Origin of the sequence: Bacillus sp. FSL W8-1143 (genome assembly GCF_037965155.1) — a bacterium.
Taxonomy (GTDB): Bacteria; Bacillota; Bacilli; order Bacillales; family Bacillaceae; genus Bacillus; species Bacillus pumilus.
Map to the genome: position 1 here is coordinate 1,126,955 of NZ_CP150182.1, position 14,122 is coordinate 1,141,076.

Annotated in this window: 16 protein-coding genes and 1 riboswitch; of the genes, 11 read left to right on the forward strand and 5 right to left on the reverse strand. The window is 41.1% G+C overall.

The window, feature by feature from the left end; genetic code table 11:
* Window positions 1-19: 19 nt before the first annotated feature.
* A riboswitch (SAM riboswitch) is annotated at window positions 20-138 on the reverse strand.
* An 81-nt stretch (window positions 139-219) separates the two neighbouring features.
* Window positions 220-711, reverse strand: a complete 492-nt coding sequence (locus tag NSQ36_RS05450; RefSeq protein ID WP_003211707.1) for a YajQ family cyclic di-GMP-binding protein — start codon at window positions 709-711, stop codon at window positions 220-222.
* Window positions 712-948: 237 nt separating this feature from the next.
* Here NSQ36_RS05450 and NSQ36_RS05455 point away from each other — a divergent pair, with 237 nt between their 5' ends.
* The 3 genes from NSQ36_RS05455 (at window position 949) to NSQ36_RS05465 (ending at window position 4,653) form a co-directional block, all read left to right on the forward strand.
* Window positions 949-1,797, forward strand: coding sequence for a S1 RNA-binding domain-containing protein (locus NSQ36_RS05455; protein WP_003212403.1), 849 nt, complete (start codon window positions 949-951; stop codon window positions 1,795-1,797).
* A gap of 232 nt (window positions 1,798-2,029) precedes the next feature.
* Window positions 2,030-3,007, forward strand: coding sequence for a BMP family ABC transporter substrate-binding protein (locus NSQ36_RS05460; RefSeq protein ID WP_137054801.1), 978 nt, complete (start codon window positions 2,030-2,032; stop codon window positions 3,005-3,007).
* A complete protein-coding gene (locus NSQ36_RS05465) occupies window positions 3,004-4,653 on the forward strand; it encodes a methyl-accepting chemotaxis protein (protein ID WP_050945323.1) in 1,650 nt (549 codons plus the stop codon). Before NSQ36_RS05460 ends, NSQ36_RS05465 begins: the two co-directional genes overlap by 4 nt.
* A gap of 48 nt (window positions 4,654-4,701) precedes the next feature.
* Here the strand turns inward: NSQ36_RS05465 and NSQ36_RS05470 are convergent, their stop codons facing one another.
* Window positions 4,702-5,559, reverse strand: a complete 858-nt coding sequence (locus tag NSQ36_RS05470; protein ID WP_137054799.1) for a DegV family protein — start codon at window positions 5,557-5,559, stop codon at window positions 4,702-4,704.
* Window positions 5,560-5,699: 140 nt separating this feature from the next.
* Between NSQ36_RS05470 and NSQ36_RS05475 the strand changes: the two genes are divergently transcribed.
* Together NSQ36_RS05475 and NSQ36_RS05480 are read left to right on the forward strand one after the other, a co-directional pair.
* Window positions 5,700-6,542 carry a YitT family protein gene (locus tag NSQ36_RS05475; RefSeq protein WP_003211320.1) on the forward strand — a complete coding sequence of 281 codons (843 nt, stop codon included), beginning with the start codon at window positions 5,700-5,702 and terminating at the stop codon, window positions 6,540-6,542.
* 13 nt (window positions 6,543-6,555) lie between these two features.
* Window positions 6,556-7,011 (forward strand): BsuPI-related putative proteinase inhibitor, encoded by a 456-nt coding sequence (locus tag NSQ36_RS05480; RefSeq protein WP_050945321.1) that lies wholly within the window; start codon window positions 6,556-6,558, stop codon window positions 7,009-7,011.
* 61 nt (window positions 7,012-7,072) lie between these two features.
* Here NSQ36_RS05480 and NSQ36_RS05485 read toward each other — a convergent pair whose 3' ends face one another.
* The 3 genes from NSQ36_RS05485 to NSQ36_RS05495 all read right to left on the reverse strand — a co-directional run bounded on the left by NSQ36_RS05485 (window position 7,073) and on the right by NSQ36_RS05495 (window position 8,314).
* The gene (locus NSQ36_RS05485) at window positions 7,073-7,264 is read right to left on the reverse strand and encodes a DUF3813 domain-containing protein (protein ID WP_024425070.1); all 192 of its coding nucleotides are present in this window, start codon (window positions 7,262-7,264) and stop codon (window positions 7,073-7,075) included.
* Complete coding sequence (locus tag NSQ36_RS05490) at window positions 7,261-7,413, reverse strand: hypothetical protein (RefSeq protein ID WP_008348539.1); 153 nt, start codon at window positions 7,411-7,413, stop codon at window positions 7,261-7,263. Before NSQ36_RS05490 ends, NSQ36_RS05485 begins: the two co-directional genes overlap by 4 nt.
* An 88-nt stretch (window positions 7,414-7,501) precedes the next feature.
* The gene (locus NSQ36_RS05495) at window positions 7,502-8,314 is read right to left on the reverse strand and encodes a Cof-type HAD-IIB family hydrolase (protein ID WP_050945320.1); all 813 of its coding nucleotides are present in this window, start codon (window positions 8,312-8,314) and stop codon (window positions 7,502-7,504) included.
* Window positions 8,315-8,450: 136 nt separating this feature from the next.
* On the opposite strand from NSQ36_RS05495, the gene NSQ36_RS05500 reads away from it, so the two are divergent.
* From NSQ36_RS05500 to argJ, 6 genes are all read left to right on the forward strand, one after another.
* Window positions 8,451-9,236, forward strand: a complete 786-nt coding sequence (locus tag NSQ36_RS05500) for an alpha/beta fold hydrolase (RefSeq protein ID WP_284906220.1) — start codon at window positions 8,451-8,453, stop codon at window positions 9,234-9,236.
* A gap of 45 nt (window positions 9,237-9,281) precedes the next feature.
* Complete coding sequence (locus NSQ36_RS05505; RefSeq protein WP_003211530.1) at window positions 9,282-9,590, forward strand: metal-sulfur cluster assembly factor; 309 nt, start codon at window positions 9,282-9,284, stop codon at window positions 9,588-9,590.
* A 121-nt stretch (window positions 9,591-9,711) separates the two neighbouring features.
* Entirely contained in the window at window positions 9,712-11,157 is a 1,446-nt protein-coding gene (locus NSQ36_RS05510) for an FAD-binding oxidoreductase (protein ID WP_339206974.1), read from the forward strand.
* Entirely contained in the window at window positions 11,154-11,702 is a 549-nt protein-coding gene (locus NSQ36_RS05515; protein WP_003211053.1) for an MFS transporter, read from the forward strand. Before NSQ36_RS05510 ends, NSQ36_RS05515 begins: the two co-directional genes overlap by 4 nt.
* 137 nt (window positions 11,703-11,839) lie before the next feature.
* Entirely contained in the window at window positions 11,840-12,877 is a 1,038-nt protein-coding gene (gene argC, locus NSQ36_RS05520; RefSeq protein ID WP_335365305.1) for an N-acetyl-gamma-glutamyl-phosphate reductase, read from the forward strand.
* A gap of 20 nt (window positions 12,878-12,897) precedes the next feature.
* A complete protein-coding gene (argJ, locus tag NSQ36_RS05525; protein WP_113386935.1) occupies window positions 12,898-14,118 on the forward strand; it encodes a bifunctional ornithine acetyltransferase/N-acetylglutamate synthase in 1,221 nt (406 codons plus the stop codon).
* The last annotated feature ends 4 nt before the right edge of the window (window positions 14,119-14,122 follow it).

Consider the following 14,122-nt stretch of genomic DNA (forward strand, 5'->3'; position numbering starts at 1 on the left):
GGCTGTATCGTAATTCTTCTTCTTATCTTCCAAGCAGTTGCTTGCTGGATTTAGCACCTTGGTCATAGAAAATATATTTCTACTACACCGGTTGCTGAGGCTTCACAGGGCCAGTCCCTCTGCCTCTCTTGATAAGAAAGCGATATGAACATGTCAATAAATTGAACTTCCATCCACTGTATCGAAAAAATCGGAAATAATCAATGGAAAATTTGAAATTTATCGAAAATTTATAAATTGAACGTCAATCGGTAAATCTGCCTTGCGCATAAGAGAAATAACCTCTTGTAAATCATCTTTATTTTTTCCTGTTACACGCACTTGGTCATCTTGAAACTGTGACTTCACTTTGATGCCGGATTGCTTAATGAGTGCATTGATCTTTTTGGCGTTGTCTTGATCAATTCCGCTGATCAGCTTCGCGCGCTGGCGTACGGTTCCGCCAAGGGCATGCTCGGTTTTTCCGTAGTCGATGTTTTTAGTTGGAACATTTCGTTTGATCAGCTTTGACACAAGTACATCTTTTAGCTGCTCCAGCTTAAAGTCATCATCAGAGATGAGCACGAGCTCTTCTTTTTCAAGAGAAATATCACTTTTACTTCCTTTAAAATCATAACGGTTTTTAATTTCCTTCAGCGCTGCTTGAACGGCGTTTTGCACCTCAGGCAGTTCAACCTTTGATACAATGTCAAATGAGCTTTCTTTTGCCATAACGCATGACCTCCATGGATAGATATTGCGTCTATTTTATCATGCAACGTGGAGAAGAAGAAACTTTATCAAAGAGATGAGTCAAAGAGTTCTGCCAGCAGCGGTATAAATCGCGTTCGGTTTGACCACTTTAGCTAACAGAACTAGAGATGTTCATGTGAGGAGAAGTATAGTAGAATAAAGTGAATCAAAAGATGAACGAACGCTCTTTTATGAGCAGATAGGAAGGAAGAGAACATGAGACCAGGTGAGCAACTGACCTTGCAAATAGAGAACGAGATGGAATACGGTTACTTTTTGACAGATGGTGAAGATTCTGTCCTCTTGCACCGCAGTGAAATGACAGAAGATATTGGTGACCAAGATGAAGTAGAGGTCTACTTATACGTAGATCATGAAGAAAGACTAGCTGCGACGATGAAAATACCGACAATCAATGCGCATACATATGGCTGGGTAGAAGTCGTAGACGTCCTAGAAGACATGGGCGCATTTGTGGATGTCGGGCTTTCAAAGGATGCACTTGTTGCAACAGAACATCTACCGCCTTTCGAGGAAGCATGGCCGAAAAAAGGAGACAAACTTTACTGTATGCTGAAAGTCACAAGCTACGGCAGAATGTTCGCAAAGCCAGCCACTGAAGATGTGATCAGTGAATTGTTTACCGAGGCACCCGAAACCTTAATGAACAAAGAAATCACTGGTACGATTTATCGCTTAATTGCGACAGGCTCGTTTATGCTGACAGATACAGGCGTGCGAGGGTTTATCCACCGCACGGAACGAAAGGAAGAACCAAGATTAGGATCGACCGTGACAGGACGCGTCATTGCAGTGAAAGAGGATGGGACCGTGAACGTTTCTCTGCTTCCTAGAAAACAGGAAGCGTTATCTGTCGATGCAGAAGAAATCTTAACCTATATGAGAACGAGAAATGGTGCTATGCCTTATGGAGACAAAAGTGATCCAGAAGACATCCGTGAACGATTCCAAATGAGCAAGGCAGCCTTTAAACGAGCATTAGGTCATTTGATGAAAAACGGCCTAGTCTACCAAAAAGAGGGCTGGACATACGAGAAAAAATGAGCAGCGTGAAAGAGAACCCTAACCTCATGGGTTTTCATATCACACTGAAATGAAGAAAAAGGGATAAAATCATCATGGTTTTATCCCTTTTTTTATATTTGTGATAAATAATGGGTTTTTTTAGTGAAAAAAGTCATGAAAAAAGCTGAAAAACCTTCACTTAATCATTGAAACAACGCCTTTCAAATCCGATAAGAAAGGAGTAAGGATGACAAAAGGAGTGTGTGTTTGGATGAAAGTGAAAATTTCATTGCTTCTGTTGGTAGCCGTGCTTATGGTGCTCACCGCATGCAGCAATCAACAAGGGGAACCACCAGCATCAAATGCGAAGCATATTGGCGTTATGCTCACAGATGATGGTCTTGGTGATCAATCATTTAACGATTCATCGTTTAAAGGATTAGAAAAAGCACGTGATGACCTAGGTATTGAATTTGATTATAGAGAAATTGCAGAAACCGATACATATGAAAAAGGACTGACCGAGCTTGTAAAAGCTGGCAATGATCTCGTCATCGGGGTAGGCTTTAGTATGCAAGAAGACTTAGAAAAAGTCGCAAAGAAATATCCGAAGAAGCACTTTTTGCTCATCGATGCCGTATCTGAGCTGAAAAATGTGACCTCCGTGACGTTTAAAGAAGAGCAAGGCAGCTATTTAGCGGGCGCACTTGCTGCCATGACAACGAAAAGTGATGTCATTGGATTTGTTGGCGGTGTCGATGCGGAGTTGATCCATCGTTTTGAAAAAGGGTTCCAAAAAGGCGCCAAATCAGTGAATCCGAACATCAAGATCTTATCCACCTATGCTAATACGTTTAGTGATGCGGACAAAGGCAGTAAAATAGCCAAAGGCATGATCAAAAAGAAAGCAGACGTTTTATATGCCGCAGCTGGCTATACAGGTGTCGGTGTATTAAAAGAAGCGCAAGCGCAGGGCAAATATGCCATTGGTGTAGATAGTGATCAGTACTACACCGCTGAAAAAGCGGTGATTTCGTCCATGGTAAAAAAAGTCGATGAAGTGGTCTATCAATTCAGCGAACAGCTCGTCAAGAGCAATCAAATCAAAAATGGGCATGTTATCTACGACTTAAACAATGACGGAATCGATATGGCAAGAATTCGGGTGCTCAAAGATGCTGAAACATTGACCAAAAAAGTAAATGAACTGAAGCAGCAATTGCTAAAAGATGAGGGGGACGCATCATGAGCTTGCGCATCAAAATTTTACTCAACTCACTCGTCTCACTTCTTTTAGCAGTTGGCGTCATCGCCTTTATCATTGTCAGTATGACAAAGATCCAATCATCGAATGAAACAGAAGTTCAAGCCTTATTAAATGTTCAAAAAACGAAGGCAAGCTTTGAAAGCGTCGAACAAACCATGACCAATTATTCAATGACCCTTTCTGATGAACAGCTAGAGGTTGTTCAAACCGGTATTTCTACAGCAAAAAAACAGCTGCAAACGTTAAACAAACACGCAGGAAATATAAATAAAGATGAATTAACAAGGTTAAATGCAAAATATGACACGTGGACCAAGGAAGCAAATAATGCCATTGGTGAAAAAAACGCATCGGATGCAAGACGGGTCGCTGCAAGAATTGATGGTGTTTTAAACGACATCCATACAATGAATAAAAGAGCAGAAGAAGCATATAAACAAAATCTAGAGAATACAGCGGATAATGTGCAATGGATCATCACAAGTGCACTCGTCGCAGCCCTCACACTGATTGTCATTGCTGTCTTTTTAAATATTGGATTAACAAGATCCATCGTGACACCGATTAAATCACTTTCCTACCGAGCGAAGCAGATCGCAGAAGGCAACCTTGCTGTCGAGCGAATGGACATTCAGCGTAAGGATGAAATCGGCGGCTTGAATGAATCCTTTAATCAAATGACAGATCAACTGATTAGTTTGATTAAAGAAATCAGTAATGTCTCAAGTCAAGTAGAGACATTCTCGATCCAGTTAGATGATGAAAACAAAAAGCTGATGGAATCTGCAAATCAAGTATCTGTCTCGACAGACGAAATGGCAAATGGGTCACAGGCCATTTCAGAGGATCTCCAGCATGGCGTTAGCTTGATTGAAAAGATGGATCAGCATGGACGTAAAAATTCCGAACGTTCACAAACAGTCATCCAAAGTACAGGGGATGCGATAGAAGCAGTGGAAAGTGGAAAGCACACGTTAACAGAAACCAAAACGGCGATTGAAAAAAATACACATGCCACAAGGCAAATCGAGCAGTCGGCAGGAGAATTCACGCAATATGCTAGCGGGATCTCGGCTATGGCCAAAACAGTTTCTGACATTGCGGATCAAACAAACTTACTTTCGCTAAATGCAGCGATTGAAGCGGCAAGAGCAGGTGAGGCTGGAAAAGGCTTTGCCGTTGTAGCAGATGAAATTCGTAAGCTAGCCGACGAATCATCTAACGCTACAAGACAAATCTTTGATATGGTCAGTCATATTGAAAGAGGCATTCAATCCATTAGTCAAACTGTCAAAGAAGGAGTCAAGCTTTCACTTCAACAGCAGGATGCGATGGACAAAACCTCACACTCCTTTGAAGATATAGAAACAAAAGCGCAGCACATTAAACGAGAAATGGCGGTCTTAAATGACCAAATTGTTCAATCAACAGAGCTTGGCGGACAAGTACTCAACTCGATTGAAAATATTAGTGCGGTTGTAGAAGAAACAGCAGCTGGCAGTGAAGAAATTTCTGCCTCGGCCAATGAACAGCTGCAATCTTTCCATCAAATGAACAAACAGGTAGAAGAACTGATGAGTATGACGGCAAGGTTAAATGAAACCGTCCACCGTTTTAAACTTTCATAAGTCATAAGAAAAGCACCCTTCCCGTGATGTGTCAGGGAAGGGTGCTTTTTATGATGGTTTGCCTGTAAAGAAGATGGCAAGCGTACCTGGGCCTGAATGGGACCCAACAGCTGCGCCGACAATCTGAATATCAATTTCTTTTGGATGAAATTCGGCTTCAATCAATTCTCTCATGTCTTCTGCAAGTGCAGGATCATCACCATGACTAATGCCAACAGTTTGATTTGACCAATCCGTTCCACGTTCTTTCATCAGTTCAATAATGCGTTTCAACAGCTTTTTACGTCCGCGGATTTTCTCAAGGGGGATGAGCTTTCCATCCTCGACGTGTAAAATGGGCTTAATACTCAATAAACCGCCAACAAATGCGGACGCTTTACTAATTCTTCCGCCTCTTGCTAAATACGATAAATCGTCTACAGTAAAAATATGTTGTAAAGATTCGCAAAAATGCTTTACAGACGTTTCAATTTCTTGTATTGTATTTCCGTCAATGGCAAGTGATTGAGCGTGTTTGACAGCAAGCCCATAGCCGAGTGAAGCACATTTAGAATCAATGATTCGTAAATCAAAATCAGGGTATTCTTCCTTCACTTCGTTTGCCATCATCACAGCGGTTTGATATGTACCAGAAAGCTCTGATGAAAAGGCAACATAGATTGCAGATGTATGGGTTTGTGCGAGAGAAACAAAGGCTTCTTTGATTCGGTTTGGTGAAGCTTGTGACGTTTTTGGGCTAGCACCTTGTCTCATCGCATCAAATACTTGTTTTGGTTCAATGGTGACCAAATCTTCAAATTCCTGCTCGCCAAGCAATACACGGAGCGGAATAACCGTCATGTTATGTTCATCATAATAAGAAAGAGGCAGATCAGCAGCACTGTCTGCTATGATATGAACAGTCATCAAAATCCCTTCTTTCTAAAAAAATCAGCCATATTTTACAACTTTTTAGCCTAACTATATCACAGAAATCAACTTTTCGTGTTCAAATTCTAAATTTTAGGGAAAACCATAGAGAGAATGGTAAGTGGAGGAATGACAATATGTTCATCGGAGAAGCAAAAAAACTCATTGTCGTCGTCATTGGTGCACTGCTCAATGCGATTGGACTAAATTTATTCTTAATTCCAGCTGATGTATACGCGAGTGGGTTTACAGGGGTAGCCCAGCTGTTATCTAGCTTAATGGATCAATATGCGCCATTTTATGTATCCACAGGGATTCTATTATTTATTTTAAATATTCCAGTCGGCATTTTAGGGTGGATGAAAGTGGGCCGTTCCTTTACGTTTTACAGCATCATCAGTGTGGCCCTGACGACCATTTTCCTCGGCATCTTACCAGAAACGAGTGTTTCACATGATATTTTACTAAATGCTGTGTTTGGCGGCGTGATATCCGCAGTAGGGATTGGGATCACGCTCAAATTTGGGGCATCGACAGGCGGACTCGACATCATAGCCATGATCTTAGCGAAGTGGAAGGATAAACCAGTCGGCACGTATTTCTTCATTTTAAATGGTATCATCATTTTTACAGCAGGATTATTACAAGGTTGGGAGAAAGCATTATATACCCTTGTCACATTGTATGTGACCACAAGAGTCATTGATGCCATCCATACAAGACATGAGAAGCTGACCGCGATGATTGTGACGAAGAAGGCTGATGAAATCAAGGAAGCCATTTATGGAAAAATGGTCAGAGGTATTACGACTGTACCTGCAAAGGGAGCTTTTACCAATGAGCCAAAAGAAATGATGGTGATCGTCATTACAAGGTATGAGCTGTATGAACTTGAACAAATTATTAAAGAAGTCGATCCAAAAGCCTTTACAAATATTGTGCAAACAACTAATATTCTTGGATTTTTCAGACGAGATTAAAGGTGGGTAGCGAATGAAAAAAGGGTTGGTGCTTCTTCTCGTTGTATTGATTTTAACCGCTTGTGGACAACAAAAAAAGGATGAACCAGACAAGGAGGTATCAGGTCAAATGGGAGAAAAAACGGTTGTACTCACAGTAGACCCCGTCCAGAAAGGTTCTTCGGTTCAATTTAACATGTCACTGAAAAATGAATCAGATCGAGATATTGAATTTACCTTTAACACAAGCCAGAAATTCGAACTCAGTGTGTATGATGAAAACGGAAATGAACAATACCGCTACTCAAAAGACCGTATGTTCACTCAGGCCATCCAATCATTTGTACTACAGAAAGGCGAAGCCTATGATTTTCAAGATACGTGGTCAAATGGTGTCAAGCCGGGAACGTATGAAGCGGTCGTCACATTTAAAGGAAAAGCAGAAGGGCTGAAGCAAATCACGGAAAAGAAAACGTTCCAAGTGAAATAAGTGCTTTCAGCTTCATGAGAATCAGAAAAAGCTGTCCAATGGTGTGGACAGCTTTTTTATGTTAGAGATCATCGAGCAAGTCTTGGAAGGTATGCAGCTGGTTTCTTTCTGCATCTGTCGAATTGGCAAATGCAGATGATACGGCATTTTTGGCTCGTTTGACCGCCTGTTGACGCTCTAACCCAGATGAAAATGAAGAAGTAAGGGCTTCTTCAGTAAATGATTTGGCTTGATCAAAAAGTTCGTTTCTCACAATGAACCTCCAGAAGCATCAGTCTTCATGTTTCCCCTGTCCTCCGCAGCTTCTTCAAGCGTAGAACGATAAGGAAAACGTGCATCATGCAGACTGACTGAATCTTTACCTTGTTGTATAAAGCGTTTCGATTTGCTTCTTTTACCCATTCGGAATCCGCCCCTTTACACAAGCTGACAGGACAACCTGTCTAAAGGTAGTATGCCCGCTTCCATCTGCTATGTATGAATGGAAAAATTAAAGCGAGAAGTAATTCGTTAGAAACTTTGCAATCCCATCTTGTTCGTTTGTATCAGTGACTTCATTTGAAATACGTTTCACAGCATCGATTCCGTTGCCCATAGCCACACCGCATCCAGCAAATTCAAGCATTTCTAAATCATTGTCTTCATCTCCGAATGCCACAATCCGCTCCTGTGGAACGCCGTAATAATCACTGATCTTTTGCAGTCCAACGGCCTTGTTCATGCCTGTTTTAATGATCTCAATCACGTGCCACGGAGCAGCCCATCGCCTATGATCAATCACTTCTGCATGAACATCTGATAAATAGCTTCGAATGGCTCCAACGTCCTCTTCTTTTGCGTGAATTAACACGCTCGTCACATTCTCTCCAAGGTTGTCTCTAAGGTCTCCAACAGTAACTTTATTTGCATTCATATTAAATATATCAATGAGCTTCTCATCATGATAATGGAAATACAAATCGTCTAACACTTCAGCTAGCACATTGTGTACTTTATACTCCTCACTAATGTCTACAAGCTGTTTAACGACTTGAAGATCAAGTGACGTATGAAATCTTCCCCATTTTTCATCAAGAGGATGATGGACAAACGCTCCATTAAAATTCACAATGGGTGAATCAAGCTGTAATTGCTGATAATAAGGAGAGCTGGAACGAAATGGCCGTCCGGTTGAAATACAGACATGATGCCCGCTGTCTTTCACTTTTTGAATGACGTCAAGTGTGTGTGTAGAGATGGTTTTATCATCTTTTAATAACGTGCCATCCAGGTCAAGTGCGATTAGATAAGGTTTAGTCTCCATAAAATCTCCTTTGATCTGTAAGTGATAGGAGGCAGTTCTTGCGGCGCCTCTACCTATAGTGTATCTTTATCACATCTTTGTTGTCTACATGTTAAAATAAACAAAGACGGGAATGATAAAGGAGGATTCATAGGCTGTGATCACCATTGATGAGCAAATTGCGCGCGATATTCCATTTTTACATATCGTAAAAGCTGAAAATAAAAACAAACCGCTGCCGCTTGTATTTTTTATACACGGATTTACAAGTGCACGCGAGCACAACTTACACTTCGCCTTTCATTTGGCGGAAAAAGGCATGAGAGTGATTTTGCCTGACTGTGCTTATCATGGTGTAAGATCAGAAAACCTCAGCTTAGAGGAACTGGCGTCAAGGTTCTGGGAAATTGTCCTGAACGAAATACATGAAATCGATATACTCAAAACATATTTTCAAGAAAAACAATTGATTGAAGCCGATCTGATCGGTGTTGCAGGTACTTCCATGGGCGGCATCACGACCTTTGGTGCACTCGCCAAGCATGATTGGATTAAAGCGGCAGTTAGCTTGATGGGCAGTCCGAAATATACGACATTCCTACAAGCACAAATCATGAACATGCGGAACAAAGGGTTGATGAAAGAAATTACAGACGAAGAGGTTCATCAGCAATTAGACGCGCTGCGTCCTTATGATTTAACGCTGCAAACAGATCGATTAAACAAAAGACCGCTGTTATTCTGGCATGCAGAAAACGATCCAGTTGTCCCTTATCGGCATGCAAAAGCTCTTTATGACGAGTTAGCAGCAACCCAATATAAAGAAGATCCGCACCTGATTCGTTTTATTACAGATGGACAAGCTGGCCATAAGGTCTCAAGACAAGCAATGTTTGAAACGATTGACTGGTTTGTGACACATCTGAAAAGCACAAACGTTTAGTCAAAAGAAAAAGTACGTTATACTAATGGAAAAGGAGTGGATATCATGGATGAAGCATTGAAAGAAAATATTTTAGGCGCCCTAGAACAGGTGATTGACCCTGAGCTGAATGTCGACATCGTCAACCTTGGACTTGTCTATGATGTCGATCTTGATGAGAATGGAAAAGCGGATATCACGATGACCTTAACATCAATGGGGTGTCCCCTTGCACCAGTTATCGTGGATGAAGTGAAAAAAGCATTAAGTGATCTTCCAGAAGTGAAAGAAACAGAAGTTCACATCGTATGGAATCCGCCTTGGACACGAGACAAAATGTCAAGATACGCAAAAATCGCGCTCGGTATTCAATAAGCACAAATGAAAATGCCTGGTATGAGTTGAACTCATGCCGGGTTTTTTTATGAAAAAATAAGGTGGAGGAAGAGAATAGTACGATATAATGGGTGTAATTTCATAGAACGGAGTACCTATAATGAAACGAAAATGGTTATGGATTGTTCTTTTGATGGGATATGCTGCTGCATTTTTTACATCAATCACCATTCGTGAGGAGCAAGCACACAAAAAACAAGATCTTGAGGCGTTTACAGATGTCAGTCATCTCATGCCTGTTAAAATAAAAAAAGTCGTTCAAGGTAAAGAAATAGATACTTTAAAAGAAGTAGTAGAAGAAGCGAAAGCAAAAAACCTGCCGATATCCATTGCCGGCAAACAGCATAGCATGGGCGGCCACACGTATTATGAAAATGGCATCGTGCTCGATATGACAGAATTCCGCCAAATTTTAGCATTTGATAAAAAAAAGAAAACCATCCGTGTCCAAAGCGGCGCTACATGGGATGATATACAAAGATATGTCAACCCATATGGTCTTGCCGTGAAGGTCATGCAATCACAGAACATCTTTACGATTGGCGGTTCCCTCAGTGCAAACGCACATGGACGTGACATTCGCTACGGATCACTCATTGACACCGTTCGTTCTTTCAGACTGTTAAAAGCAGATGGTGAGATTATCACAGTGAAGCCAGGCGATGATTTATTTACTGCCGTTATTGGAGGGTACGGCTTGTTCGGTGTCATTTTAGATGTTGAACTTTCCTTAACAAAGGATGAATTATATAAAATGGAGACAACCTCTCTAAATTACGATGAATACACTGATTATTTTCAAAAACATGTCAAACAAAATAAACAAGTACGCATGCATCTTGCCAGAATCTCAACATCGAAAATCAACTTTTTGAAAGAGATGTATGTAACGAATTATTCCCTCACTTCACAACAAGAGATCGAATCATATCAAGAGCTGAAAGAGGATCAACTCGTTATGCCACTCAAATTTATGCTCGGTCTTTCAAGAAGGTTTGATATGGGGAAAGATCTGCTATGGCATTTGCAAAAGAAGTATTTCCAAAGTCAAAATGATCAGCTGATCACAAGAAATAATGTGATGCGCTCAGATTCTGCTTTTTTAGACTATGAGAATGAGTCAGACACAGATGTACTGCAGGAATATTTCGTCCCAGTGGATCGCTTTCGTGCGTATATCGATGAAATGAGACACTTTTTACAACAGGAAGATTTGAATTTAATGAACATCACGATCCGCTACGTACAAAAAAATGAAAAAGCGGATCTCTCATATGCGAAAGAAGATATGTTTGCCCTTGTTCTTTTAGTGAATTATGGTTTTAAGAAAGAAGAGAAGGCAGAAGCAGAGCGGATCATCCGGCAAATGACAGATATCACGCTACGGCACCATGGAAGCTATTACTTACCGTACATGCCTTATCAAACGAAGGTACAAATGAAACAGGCGTATCCTAAAACGGATGTGTTCTTCCAAAAGAAAAAGCAAGCAGATCCGGACGGCAGGTTTATCAATTACTTTTATGAAAGGTACAATACACAATGAATGCAAAAGCAATGAAATGGTTCGTCTACTCACAAAGTCTGCTGTTTTTCGCCAGCAGTTTGATTTTCCCTTTTTACATTCTTTTTATTAAAAATGTTGGATCAAGCTATTCACAGTTTGGTCTTGCCTATGGCCTGTTTGGTTTAAGCGGAGCGTTTATTCATTTACTTTTAGGGAAACTGCCCGAAACCACCGATAGGCGGCTCTTTTTGATTATTCATTCGTTCGGTATGGCATTTCTTTTGCTGCTATTTCCGCATATAACAGAAGTCGCGCAAGTGTATATGATTCAGCTGGCACTTGGTGCACTAGGCGGCTTTCAAAAGCACGGGGAAAAACTCATCGTTACGGAACTGACAACAGAGAATAAAAGAATGAAGGAGGTCGGCCGCTATCATTTTTGGACAGCTCTTTTTTCATCGATAGCAATTATGCTTGGCGGCCTGTTTGCAGATTTCTTCACCGTTTACTTCATTTTTTATGCAAGCTCTATCATATATTTATGCAGTGCTCTCATGATCATCTTGATGAAATATGAAAGATAAATCCGCATATCTCACGTAGATATGTGGATTTTTTTATGAAAAAAAATGAAAAGAAATATTAAATATACAATTGAATTAATTTTTATACATGTTATAATGTTAAATAATTTCACAAAGATCAAGAGGGTGTATTGACGTTGAAAATAGGTATTATAGGTGCTACGGGATACGGTGGTGCGGAATTAGTTCGTATCTTCAAGCAACATCCACACGTGGATGAATGTATATTGTATTCATCGAGTGGTGATGGGCAATTATACAGTCAATCTTATCCGCATCTCACAACGATTACTGATCAAACATTAAAAGCCATTGATCCTGCTGCCATTGTGCGAGAAACAGATGCTGTGTTTTTAGCGACACCAGCAGGCGTATCAAGTGAACTCACACCGAAGCTCATGAACCAAGGAGTGCCTATCATTGATTTATCAGGTGATTTGCGCATTCAAGACGGTGCAACCTATGAAGCTTGGTATAAACGAAGGGCAGCTGATCAAGCATCTGTTCAACAAGCTGTGTACGGGTTATCTGAATTGAATCGTGAAACGATTGAGCAGGCTGAAGTTATTGCAAATCCAGGGTGCTTCCCTACCGCAGTTCTTCTCGGTTTAGCACCGCTGATGAAACAGAATCTAATCGATGAATCTATGATCATAATAGATGCAAAAACAGGAGTGTCCGGTGCAGGACGATCTGCCTCACTTGGAACGCATTTTTCAGAGCTAAACGACAACTTCAAAATTTATAAGGTAAATGAACATCAACATACACCTGAAATAGAGCAAATATTAAGAGAATGGAATCCGCACACGGCGAATATCACATTTTCAACGCACCTTGTCCCGATGACAAGGGGGATTATGGCGACGATGTATACTCAGCTGAAATCAGATACCACAAAAGAGGAAATGATGAAGCATATGAAAGGCTTTTATGAAGATTCCTATTTTGTCAGAGTGAGAGATCACGGGGTGTATCCGCAAACAAGGGAAGTATACGGCAGTAATTTCTGTGACATTGGCTTTCATTTAGATGAACGTACAGGCAGACTCACTATTGTGTCTGTGATCGACAATCTCATGAAGGGCGCAGCCGGCCAAGCGGTTCAAAACTTCAACATCATCAAAGGCTTAGATGAAGAGGCGGGCCTCACAATGACACCTCTCTATCCATAAGAACAGGGGAGACAACAAACATGATCGAATTGAATGAAAAAAGCATTGTTAAAATAGACGGTGACGTATCATCACCAAAAGGCTTTGAAGCAAAGGGGATTCATATTGGATTACGTTATTCAAAAAAAGACCTCGGACTGATCGTCAGTGAAGTGCCGGCAGCGAGTGCAGCGGTATACACACAAAGTCACTTTCAAGCTGCGCCTCTACAAGTCACTCAGAAAAGCTTAAAAAAGACAGGGCAATTAAAAGGGGTCATTGTCAATAGTGCCATCGCCAATGCATGTACCGGTGAGCAAGGTTTAAAGGACGCATACGAAATGCAGGCAGCTTGCGCAAATATGTTAGGGGTAGAACCTGATTACATTGCTGTTTCTTCTACTGGTGTCATTGGAGAGTGTCTGGATATGGATAAAATCAAAAAAGGCATCACTCAGCTGAAAGAAGCAAAAGCAGGAAATGGTCATTTTGAAGAGGCAATCTTAACGACAGATACAGTCATTAAAAACACAACATACACCCTGACGATAAACGGCAAAGAGATTCTCATTTCAGGTGCAGCGAAGGGCTCAGGTATGATTCATCCAAATATGGCAACAATGCTTGGCTTCGTGACAACGGATGCAAATGTCGAACAAGACGCTCTGCAAAATGCACTGCGTGATATTACCGATGTGACCTTTAATCAAATTACTGTCGACGGAGAAACATCGACAAACGATATGGTACTCGTGATGGCAAATGGCATGGCAGAAAATGATGTGCTAAATGAAGAGCATCCAGAATGGCCATTGTTCAAAGAAGGATTAAAGCTAGCTTGTGAGGATCTTGCCAAAGAGATTGCAAGAGACGGAGAAGGTGCAACGAAATTAATTGAAGCGCAAGTCGCTGGCGCTAAAAATCATTTAGAAGCCGGCATCATAGCGAAGAAAATCGTCGGTTCAAGCCTAGTGAAAACAGCCGTATACGGCACCGACGCCAACTGGGGGCGTATCATTGGAGCGATTGGCCATAGCGCAGCGTCCGTCACACCACAAGAGGTAGAAGTGTATTTAGGTGGACAATGTCTGTTTAAACATAATGAACCGCAGCCATTCTCAGAAGAGGAAGCAAAAGCGTATTTAGAGCAGGATGAGATCACGATTTTGATTCAAATGAATGAGGGGAATGGTCAGGCAGCGGCATGGGGCTGTGACCTTACCTATGATTATGTGAAAATTAACGCGAGCTATCGCACATAATGAA

What these genes read in the sequence shown, in the direction of transcription:
- NSQ36_RS05450 (WP_003211707.1), bottom strand. Translation starts at nt 711, where the DNA reads ATGGCAAAAGAAAGCTCATTTGACATTGTATCAAAGGTTGAACTGCCT.
- NSQ36_RS05455 (WP_003212403.1), top strand. Translation starts at nt 949, where the DNA reads ATGAGACCAGGTGAGCAACTGACCTTGCAAATAGAGAACGAGATGGAA.
- NSQ36_RS05460 (WP_137054801.1), top strand. Translation starts at nt 2,030, where the DNA reads ATGAAAGTGAAAATTTCATTGCTTCTGTTGGTAGCCGTGCTTATGGTG.
- NSQ36_RS05465 (WP_050945323.1), top strand. Translation starts at nt 3,004, where the DNA reads ATGAGCTTGCGCATCAAAATTTTACTCAACTCACTCGTCTCACTTCTT.
- NSQ36_RS05470 (WP_137054799.1), bottom strand. Translation starts at nt 5,559, where the DNA reads ATGACTGTTCATATCATAGCAGACAGTGCTGCTGATCTGCCTCTTTCT.
- NSQ36_RS05475 (WP_003211320.1), top strand. Translation starts at nt 5,700, where the DNA reads ATGTTCATCGGAGAAGCAAAAAAACTCATTGTCGTCGTCATTGGTGCA.
- NSQ36_RS05480 (WP_050945321.1), top strand. Translation starts at nt 6,556, where the DNA reads ATGAAAAAAGGGTTGGTGCTTCTTCTCGTTGTATTGATTTTAACCGCT.
- NSQ36_RS05490 (WP_008348539.1), bottom strand. Translation starts at nt 7,413, where the DNA reads ATGGGTAAAAGAAGCAAATCGAAACGCTTTATACAACAAGGTAAAGAT.
- NSQ36_RS05495 (WP_050945320.1), bottom strand. Translation starts at nt 8,314, where the DNA reads ATGGAGACTAAACCTTATCTAATCGCACTTGACCTGGATGGCACGTTA.
- NSQ36_RS05505 (WP_003211530.1), top strand. Translation starts at nt 9,282, where the DNA reads ATGGATGAAGCATTGAAAGAAAATATTTTAGGCGCCCTAGAACAGGTG.
- NSQ36_RS05510 (WP_339206974.1), top strand. Translation starts at nt 9,712, where the DNA reads ATGAAACGAAAATGGTTATGGATTGTTCTTTTGATGGGATATGCTGCT.
- NSQ36_RS05515 (WP_003211053.1), top strand. Translation starts at nt 11,154, where the DNA reads ATGAATGCAAAAGCAATGAAATGGTTCGTCTACTCACAAAGTCTGCTG.
- argJ (WP_113386935.1), top strand. Translation starts at nt 12,898, where the DNA reads ATGATCGAATTGAATGAAAAAAGCATTGTTAAAATAGACGGTGACGTA.